Source organism: Saccharothrix sp. (genome assembly GCF_031180885.1).
GTDB lineage: Bacteria > Actinomycetota > Actinomycetes > Mycobacteriales > Pseudonocardiaceae > Actinosynnema.
The window spans coordinates 22801-30834 of the sequence record NZ_JAPSLK010000077.1; the positions used below are offsets into that span (position 1 = coordinate 22801).

The following is an 8034-nucleotide window of genomic DNA, read 5'->3' on the forward strand; positions in this document are numbered from 1 at the left end:
GGCATGGGGATCGTGTTGGGCACGCCGGCCGTCGACGAACTGGGCGAGGCCCTGGAGGCGCTGGGGGAGTGGCAGCGCGAAGGCGCGCCGATGCAGTTGCACCCGGGTGATGTCGGCTGGTTCTGGCGGTTTGGGCCGGAAGCGACGGCCGCGGCGGTCCGGACGTGGCGCCGGGACGGGCGGATCCTGGCTGTCGGCCTGCTCGACGGTCCGACGTCGCTGCGGATGGCGACCGCGCCCGACGTCCGGCGGGGCGAGGAGCTGGCGCGGCAGGTGGTCGAGGACGTGACCAAGCCGGAGCGCGGCGTGCTGCCCGACGGCCGGGTGAGCGTCGAAGCGCCCATGGACGCGCTGCTCCAAGACCTGCTGCCGGACTTCGGCTGGGTCGCAGACGAGCCGTGGACACCGCTGCGCCGCGACCTCACCGAGCCGGTCGAGGACCCGGGCGTGCGGATCGAGGTGGTCGGGCCGGAGCAGGCGCATGTGTTCGCCGGGGTGATCCGGGCGTCGTTCGACGGGTCGACGTTCAGCGAGGAGCGCTGGCACGCGATGGCGGCCGGAACCGACGCGCACTCCCTGGTCGCCTACGACGGGGGCGACGCTGTGGCGGCGGTGACGGTGTGGTCGGCCGGGCCGGGCAGGCCCGGGCTGCTCGAACCGATGGGCGTGCACCGGGACCATCGCGGACGTGGCTATGGGAAAGCGGCTTCCACCGCAGCGGCGGCGGCACTTCGGCAGATGGGCTCGTCGAGCGCCCTGGTCTGCACGCCGAGTTCCAACATCGCCGCCGTCGCCACCTACCGGTCGGCGGGTTTCCAGCCGCGCCCGGAGGTCCGGGACCTGACCAGGGACGCCTAACGGCCGAGCGCCACCAGTTGGAAACCGCTTTCCGTGACCTTGTCCACGGGCAGCAGGTTCCGGGTGTCCACGATGACCGGCTGGGACATGCCGGCGGCCAGAGCGGGCCAGTCCAGCTCAGCGAACTCGGGCCACTCGGTCAGCACCACCAAGGCGGCGGCGTTCCGGGCGGCGGACAGCGGCGAATCGGTGACGTGCACCGGGCCCGCATCGTGGTCCACGCACGGGTCGTAGCCGGTCAGCACCGCACCCTCCTGCGCGAGCAGGTCGGCGACGGCGAGCGCGGGCGAGTCGCGCAGGTCGTCGGTGCCGGCCTTGAACGTCAAACCCAGCAAGCCGATCTTCGCGCCGCGCAACGGACCCGCCGCCGCACGCACCTTGTCCACCACGCGGTGCGCCTGGCGCTCGTTGGTGTCGATCGTCGCGCGCAGCAACGAGAAGTCCACGTGCTTCTCGTCCGAAGCGGACAGCAGTGCCTTGGTGTCCTTGGGGAAGCACGATCCGCCCCACCCCGGGCCGGGTCGCAGGAACGCCGACCCGATCCGCTCGTCCAGCCGCATCCCCTCGGTGACGTCCTCGATGTCCGCGCCCGACTGCTCGCACAGCTCGGCCAGGCTGTTGACGTAGGACAGCTTCATGGCCAGGAAGCAGTTGCTGGCGTACTTGACCAGCTCGGCGCTGGCCCGGTCGGTCACCAGGGCGGGCGCGTTGGGGTAGAGGGCGACGACCCGGCGCGCCGGTTCCTCCTCGCCGCCGACGACGATCCGTTGCGGGCGCAGGAAGTCGTCCACCGCGTGACCCTCGCGCAGGAACTCCGGGTTGGACACCACCGGGACCGGCTGGCTCGCGGCGATCCGGTCCGCCGTCCCGGGCGGCACGGTCGACTTCACCACCAGCACGCACTCGGACAAATCGGTCTCGGCGAGCACGGCGTCCACCGCGCTCAGGTCGGCCGCGCCGTCCTCGCCGGTGGGGGTGGGCACGCACAGGAACACGAAGTCCACTCCGGACAGTGCGGGACCGTTGCCCAGCACGAACTCCAGCGATCCATCCGCCACTCCATCGGCGACCAGCTCCGCCAGTCGCGGTTCGTGGGCGGTCACCTCGGCCCGCCGCAGCGCCGCGACCTTGCCCGCGTCCACGTCCGCGCACACCACCTGGTGACCGAGGTGGGCGAAGCAGGCGGCGGTGGTCAGACCGACATAGCCCGCGCCGATGACACCGATCCGGGCCACGACACACCTCCCAACGCCGTCAGGACTTCCTCGACGGTGATCTCCAGCAGGCCGGGGTCGGGTTCGTCGGCGAACGTGTCGCCGGTCCGACCGTGCCACAGGACCTTGTGAGGCCCGGACCGCGGACCCCAGTGCTCGGGTGAGACGGGGCCGAAGAGCAGGACCGATGGCGTGCCGTAGGCGGTGGCGACGTGCGCGACACCGGTGTCACCGCACACCACCGCCCGCGCGCTCGCCACGAGGTCCAGCAGTTCGCCCAACGAGCCGATCTGGACCCGCCCCGCACCGGCCGACGCCACGGCCCGCGCGAGCCCCGCCTCGGCGGGACTCCCGGTGACCACGGCGTCCGCACCGATCGCCCGCACGACAGCCGTGAACCGCTCCACCGGCCACCGCCGCGCGCCGTGCGACGCACCGGGGTGCACCACGATCGGCCCGCTCCGCACCGGCATGTCCGCACCACCCGGCGGGGTGGAGTCGTCCGCGTTCTGGCGGGCCGTCGGGATGCCGGGGCGCGGTTCGGGCGGGGGCAGGTGCAGGTTCTCCGGGTCGGCGGGGATTCCGTAGCGGGCCAACAACCGGCACCAGCGGTCGATCTCGTGCTGGTCGTCGCGCCACGGCACGTGCGTCCCGTGCGTGATGAGCCGCTTGGGCCCGGTCACCCGCAACAGATCCACGCTGCGCGGCCCGCGGCCGTGCAGGTTCACCGCGAGGTCCGGCTCCCGGAAGTCGATCGGCTCCAAACCCTCGGTGGGCAGCAGCCGGTCGACCGCGTCGATCCGGTCCACCGCGTCGGCCAGCCAACCCGGCGCGGCGAGCGTGATCTCCGCGTCCGGGAACGCCCGCCGCAACCCGCGCAACGCGGGCACGGCAGTCAGCAGGTCGCCCAATCCCAACGCGCGCAACACCAACACCTTCATGGGCGCACCGCCCGGTGCCGAAACTCGCCGCGCAACCGGTGGACGCACGCGGCGGGCGGGATGGCAACGCTGGTCACCAGCATGCGCACGACCTCATCGCGCGTCTTCGGCCCGGGAGCGATGCGTTCCAAGGCGAACTTCGCGGTCAACGCCGCCCACACCGCACCGGTCACCAACGCGAACCGCGACCGCAACAGTCCCAATAGGACAGTCAAAGCAAACGCCCCCGTCGTCACCACGTGCCGCCGCAACCGGCCGGGATGCCCGCCGATCCGGGACCGCCAGCCCTCACCCAACAACCGGCGCATCAACGCGTCGTCGGCGTTGCCCCGCTGCTGCCGGAGGCTCGCGAAGAAGTCCGACTCGCGCACCGGGTGCGTGGTCCGCCGCGAACCGCGCACGATCCGGTACCCGTGCTGCTGGACCCGCAACGCCAGCTCCGCGTCCTCCCGGTACGCACGCGGGAACCGCTCGTCGAACCCGCCCGCGTGCACCAGCGCCGCCCGCCGGTAGGCCATGTCCGCCGTGATCCACTTCGCGTCGGCCAGGCCCGCGGTGCCGCGTTCCCAGTCCGTCGGCAGCCGGTCTTCCGGCAGTGGCACGGTGATCCGGGCCTGTGAAGCGCCCACGTCCAAGTCCGCCGCCTCCAAGTCCTCGGCGAGTTGCTTCTTCCAGTCGTGCGGCGGGACGACGTCGTCGTCCAGGAACGCGATCCACTCGCAGCACGCCGCCCGCCACCCCGCGTTGCGGGCCGCCGCCGGGCCGCGCCCGCCGGTGTGCAGCACGCGCGCGCCGTGCGTGGGCGGCAGGGGACCGCCGGCGTCGCGCCGGTCGTCCACCACGATCACCTCGCGCGGCGGTGGTCCGGAGCCGTGCTCCAGCGCGTCCAGCACCACGCTCAGGCTCGCCCGGCCCACGGTCGGGATCACCACGGCGTAATCGGGACTCATCGCCGCACCACGAACTTCCCGATCGCCAGCAGGTCCACCGGCGCTGCGCCGAAGCACTCCAACGCGTCGCGCGGGTCGTCCACCATCGGCCGCCCGGCGGTGTTCAGGCTGGTGTTCACGATCACCGGCACGCCCGTGCGCGCGGCGAAACCCTCCAGGACCCGGGCCATCAACGGCTCGGTGGCCGGGTCCACGGTCTGCACGCGTGCGGTGCCGTCCACGTGCACGACCGCGGGGATGCGGTCCCTCCACTCGGGACGGACATCGTGCACGAAAAGCATGTAAGGACTGGGCAACGGGCCGCGCGTGAACAGCTCGGACGCCCGGTCCGCGAGCACCATCGGCGCGATCGGCCGGAACTGCTCACGGCCCTTCACGTCGTTCATGCGCTCCAGGTTCTCGGCGTAGCAGGGGTTCGCGAGCAGCGAGCGGCGGCCCAGCGCGCGCGGACCGTACTCGCTGCGGCCCTGGAACCACGCCACGACCCGGTTCTCCGCCAACGCCCGCGCGACCTCTTCGGCCACGTCCGCCGGTTCCTCGAAGGAGATCTTCGCCCGGGTCAGGCACTGCTCGACCTCGTCGTCGGTCCAGCCGCGCCCGAGGTCCGCTCCCGGCATGGCCGCGGCGGGCTCACCGGCCTCCGCCACCACGTGCAGCGCCGCGCCCAGCGCGGTCCCCGCGTCACCGGCGGCCGGCTGCACCCAGACCTCGTCGAACGGCCCTTCGGCGTAGATCCGCGTGTTGGCCACGCAGTTCAGCGCCACGCCGCCGGCCATCGTGAGCCGTCGCTGCCCGGTGCGTTCGTGCAGCCAGCGCACGAGGTCCAGCAGCACTTCTTCCAGCCGGACCTGCACGCTGGCGGCGAGTTCGGCGTGCTCGCGGGTCATCTCGTCGTCCGCTCCGCGCCGCTTGGCCAGGGTGGCCCAGTCGACCGGGGTGACGTGGAATCCGCCGTCGTCGGTGGCCTTGATGTGCTCGCGCATCAGGTCCAGGTGCACGGGTTTGGCGTAGGAGGCCAGCGCCATCACCTTGTACTCGTCGCTGGAGCGCAGGAAGCCCAGGTGCTCGGTCAGGTCCTCGTAGAGCAGGCCCAGGGAGTGGGGTAGCTCTTGAGCTGCAAGCGTCTCCAGCCGGTGCCCGCGGTAGCTGCCCGCGAGGTGAGACCCGCACTCGCCGCGCCCGTCCGACACCAGGACCGCGCAGTCGCCGTCGAACGGCGCCGCCAGGCCGGTCGACCCGGCGTGCGCCACGTGGTGCGGCACGAACCGGACGATGCCCGGGTCCAGGCCGGGCAGGGCGGTGGCCAGGAACTGGGGCGCGCGGCGGGCGTACTCCGTGCGCAGGTCCTCCCACGGCACGTCGTTCGGCTCGACCAGCGCCGGGTCGTACGAGTACGCGACCGCGTCCAGGTCGCCCGGCGACAGGCCCGCGTGCGCCAGGCACCAGCGGGCCGACTGCTCCGGCAGCTCCCACGCCGAGAACGGCACCGGTCGCTTGCCGTGTTTGCGCCGGGAGAACCTCTCCTCCTCGGCGGCGGCCACGACGTGTCCGTCCACGACGAGCGCCGCGGCGGGGTCGTGGAAGATCGCGTTGATCCCGAGCACGCGCACGGTCGTCCCCTTTCCTCCGGTTGGCTGGCGACTACCCGACGAGATGTCGGTCAAACGAACGGCGAAGCCCTTCGGCGAGGTCGATGCGGGGTGCCCAGCCCAGGACCTCGCGGGCCAGCGAGATGTCCGGGCGGCGGCGGCGCGGGTCGTCCTCCATGGGGGCGACGTGCCGGATCTCGGACTCGCTGCCGCAAACCTCGATGACCCGGCGGGCGACCTCGAGGACGGTGACCTCCTCGGGGTTGCCGAGGTTGATCGGGCCGGGGTGGTCGCTGTGCGCCATGGCGACGAGGCCGCGGACCAGGTCGTCGACGTGGCAGAGCGATCGGGTCTGGCTGCCGTCGCCGTGAACGGTCAGCGGCTCGTTGTCCAGGGCTTGGCTGAAGAAGGTGGGGATCATCCGGCCGTCGTCGGTGCGCATGCGCGGGCCGTAGGTGTTGAAGATCCGCACGATGCCGGTGTCGGTCTGGTATTCGCGGCGGAACGCGCAGGTCAGGGCTTCGCCGAAACGCTTGGCCTCGTCGTAGACGCTGCGCGGGCCGATGGGGTTGACGTTGCCCCAGTAGGTTTCCTTCTGGGGGTGTTCGAGCGGGTCGCCGTAGACCTCGCTGGTGGAGGCGACCACGATCCGCGCGTTCTTGCGCTTGGCGAGTTCGAGGGCGTGCAGCGTGCCGAGGCCGCCGGATTTCATGGTGCCGACCGGGTCGCGCAGGTAGTCGACGGGAGAGGCGGGGCAGGCCAGGTGCATGACGAGGTCGACCGGGCCGAGCAGGTCGAGGGGTTTGGCGACGTCGGCGATTACCACCCCGACGCCTTCGGGCACGTTGTCCGGTGACCCGGTGCGGAAGTCGTCCACGCAGGTCACGGCGGTGCCGCGGGCGCGGAGCGCTTCGCAGACGTGCGAACCCAGGAACCCGGCGCCACCGGTCACGACCGCTCGTTCGAAGCCCATGTCGTGGAGCTACCCGTGGATTCGGGGTGTAACCACTTGTTGCTCGGGTAGTACCCGGCGGTGGAGGGGACGACGGTGGTGATCGCCACGCGCGACCGCGTGGCGGACTTGACGCGGACGTTGGGGCGGCTGGCGGCGTTGGACGTGCCGGTGGTGGTCGTGGACAACGGGTCGTCGGACGAGTCGGTTCGGCGGGCTTCGAGCTTTCCCCGGGTGTCGGTGGTGGCGTTGGGGCGGAACTTGGGGGCGGTCGCGCGGAATTTCGGGGTTCGGCGGGCTCGTACGCCGTACGTGGCGTTTTGTGATGATGATTCGTGGTGGGCGAGGGACGCTTTGCCTCGGGCGGAGCGGCTGTTCGCGGGGCATCCACGGTTGGGTTTGATCGCGGCGCGGACGCTGATCGAGCCCGAGGGCCGGGTGGACCCGATTTGCTTCGAGATGGCTGCGTCGCCGTTGGGTCGGTCGCCGGACTTGCCTGGTCCGGCGGTGTTCGGGTTCTTGTGCTGCGGGGCTGTGGTGCGGCGGCGGGCTTTCTTGGAGGTCGGGGGCTTCCACCCGTTGTTGTTCTTCCGCGGGGAGGAGCGGTTGTTCGCTTGGGACATGGCTGCGGCGGGGTGGGCGTGCGCTTACGTCGATTCGGTGACTGCGCACCACCAGCCGTCGCGTGTGCGGGGGTCGGCGAGGGCGGGGCGGCGGCGGGAGCTGCGGAACGACTTGTTGACCACGTGGCTGCGGCGTCCTCCGTCGGTGGCCGTGGCCGCAGCTCTGTCTTTGACCCGACGCGCCGTGCACGACCCTGCCGCACGCGGCGCTCTCGGGGAGGCTCTGGTGCGACTTCCCCGCGCGTTAAGGTCGCGTCACCGGCTTCCTCCACATGTTGAAAGCCAGATCGATTTGATGGCGTGAGTTCGAACTAGCCTGGGTGGGTGCTGCTGATACCCCCATTTGCCGTGGTCGCGTAGACCACCCGATCGAGCGACATACAGGATCTGCGACCAAACCGCGTCTCGCGCGTCCCGTGAAGAGAAGAGGAACGCGGGCACCGGCCGGCCCCACCCACCACCTCCCACCCCCACCACCCCAAACCCGCCCACCACCCCATCCCCAGCCACACCCCCCGCCGCCACCCCGGCCCCGCCGCCAACCCCGCCGCAACCCGGCCCCGCCGCCAACCCGGCCCTGACCGCCAGCTCAGCCCGCCACCCCGGCCCCGCCGCCAGTCCCGCCCTGACCGCCAACCAGCCACAAACCGCCGCCGACTTCCGCTGCTGACCGCTGCCGCCGACCCTGCTGCCGCCGACCCTGCTGCCGGCGAGCGCGACCGCTGCCGATCGCCGCCGCTGCCGATTTCCCTCGCCTGCCGCCCCTGCTGGTGTCGCAACCGTTGCCTACGCCGGTGCCGCCCGCCGCCGCCCGCCGCCCGCCGCCGCCCGCCGCCGCCCGCCGCCGCCCGCCGCCGCCAACCCGGCCCTGACCGCCAGCTCAGCCCGCCACCCCGGCCCCGCCGCC

Annotated in this window: 7 protein-coding genes; 2 read left to right on the forward strand and 5 right to left on the reverse strand. The window is 72.2% G+C overall.

Annotated elements, in window-relative coordinates:
• Window positions 1–3 precede the first annotated feature (3 nt).
• A complete protein-coding gene (locus tag RIN75_RS40605; protein ID WP_309117440.1) occupies window positions 4–858 on the forward strand; it encodes a GNAT family N-acetyltransferase in 855 nt (284 codons plus the stop codon).
• On the opposite strand, the gene RIN75_RS40610 is transcribed toward RIN75_RS40605, so the two are convergent.
• Genes RIN75_RS40610 through RIN75_RS40630 form a run of 5 tightly spaced genes read right to left on the reverse strand, consistent with a single transcriptional unit; the run spans window position 855 to window position 6525 of the window.
• Complete coding sequence (locus tag RIN75_RS40610; RefSeq protein WP_309117441.1) at window positions 855–2093, reverse strand: UDP-glucose/GDP-mannose dehydrogenase family protein; 1239 nt, start codon at window positions 2091–2093, stop codon at window positions 855–857. The two genes, RIN75_RS40605 and RIN75_RS40610, sit on opposite strands and share 4 nt — an antisense overlap.
• Window positions 2051–3013, reverse strand: a complete 963-nt coding sequence (locus RIN75_RS40615; RefSeq protein ID WP_309117442.1) for a glycosyltransferase family 9 protein — start codon at window positions 3011–3013, stop codon at window positions 2051–2053. The genes RIN75_RS40610 and RIN75_RS40615 overlap by 43 nt, the downstream gene beginning before the upstream one ends.
• Window positions 3010–3963: a glycosyltransferase gene (locus RIN75_RS40620; RefSeq protein ID WP_309117443.1), complete on the reverse strand. Its 954-nt coding sequence runs from the start codon at window positions 3961–3963 to the stop codon at window positions 3010–3012. Before RIN75_RS40620 ends, RIN75_RS40615 begins: the two co-directional genes overlap by 4 nt.
• Window positions 3960–5573, reverse strand: a complete 1614-nt coding sequence (locus RIN75_RS40625) for a carbamoyltransferase C-terminal domain-containing protein (protein ID WP_309117444.1) — start codon at window positions 5571–5573, stop codon at window positions 3960–3962. Before RIN75_RS40625 ends, RIN75_RS40620 begins: the two co-directional genes overlap by 4 nt.
• A 31-nt stretch (window positions 5574–5604) precedes the next feature.
• Window positions 5605–6525 carry an NAD-dependent epimerase/dehydratase family protein gene (locus RIN75_RS40630; protein WP_309117445.1) on the reverse strand — a complete coding sequence of 307 codons (921 nt, stop codon included), beginning with the start codon at window positions 6523–6525 and terminating at the stop codon, window positions 5605–5607.
• Window positions 6526–6585: 60 nt separating this feature from the next.
• On the opposite strand from RIN75_RS40630, the gene RIN75_RS40635 reads away from it, so the two are divergent.
• Window positions 6586–7431, forward strand: a complete 846-nt coding sequence (locus RIN75_RS40635; protein ID WP_309117446.1) for a glycosyltransferase — start codon at window positions 6586–6588, stop codon at window positions 7429–7431.
• Window positions 7432–8034: the final 603 nt, after the last annotated feature.

What these genes read in the sequence shown, in the direction of transcription:
- RIN75_RS40605 (WP_309117440.1), top strand. Translation starts at nt 4, where the DNA reads ATGGGGATCGTGTTGGGCACGCCGGCCGTCGACGAACTGGGCGAGGCC.
- RIN75_RS40615 (WP_309117442.1), bottom strand. Translation starts at nt 3,013, where the DNA reads ATGAAGGTGTTGGTGTTGCGCGCGTTGGGATTGGGCGACCTGCTGACT.
- RIN75_RS40620 (WP_309117443.1), bottom strand. Translation starts at nt 3,963, where the DNA reads ATGAGTCCCGATTACGCCGTGGTGATCCCGACCGTGGGCCGGGCGAGC.
- RIN75_RS40630 (WP_309117445.1), bottom strand. Translation starts at nt 6,525, where the DNA reads ATGGGCTTCGAACGAGCGGTCGTGACCGGTGGCGCCGGGTTCCTGGGT.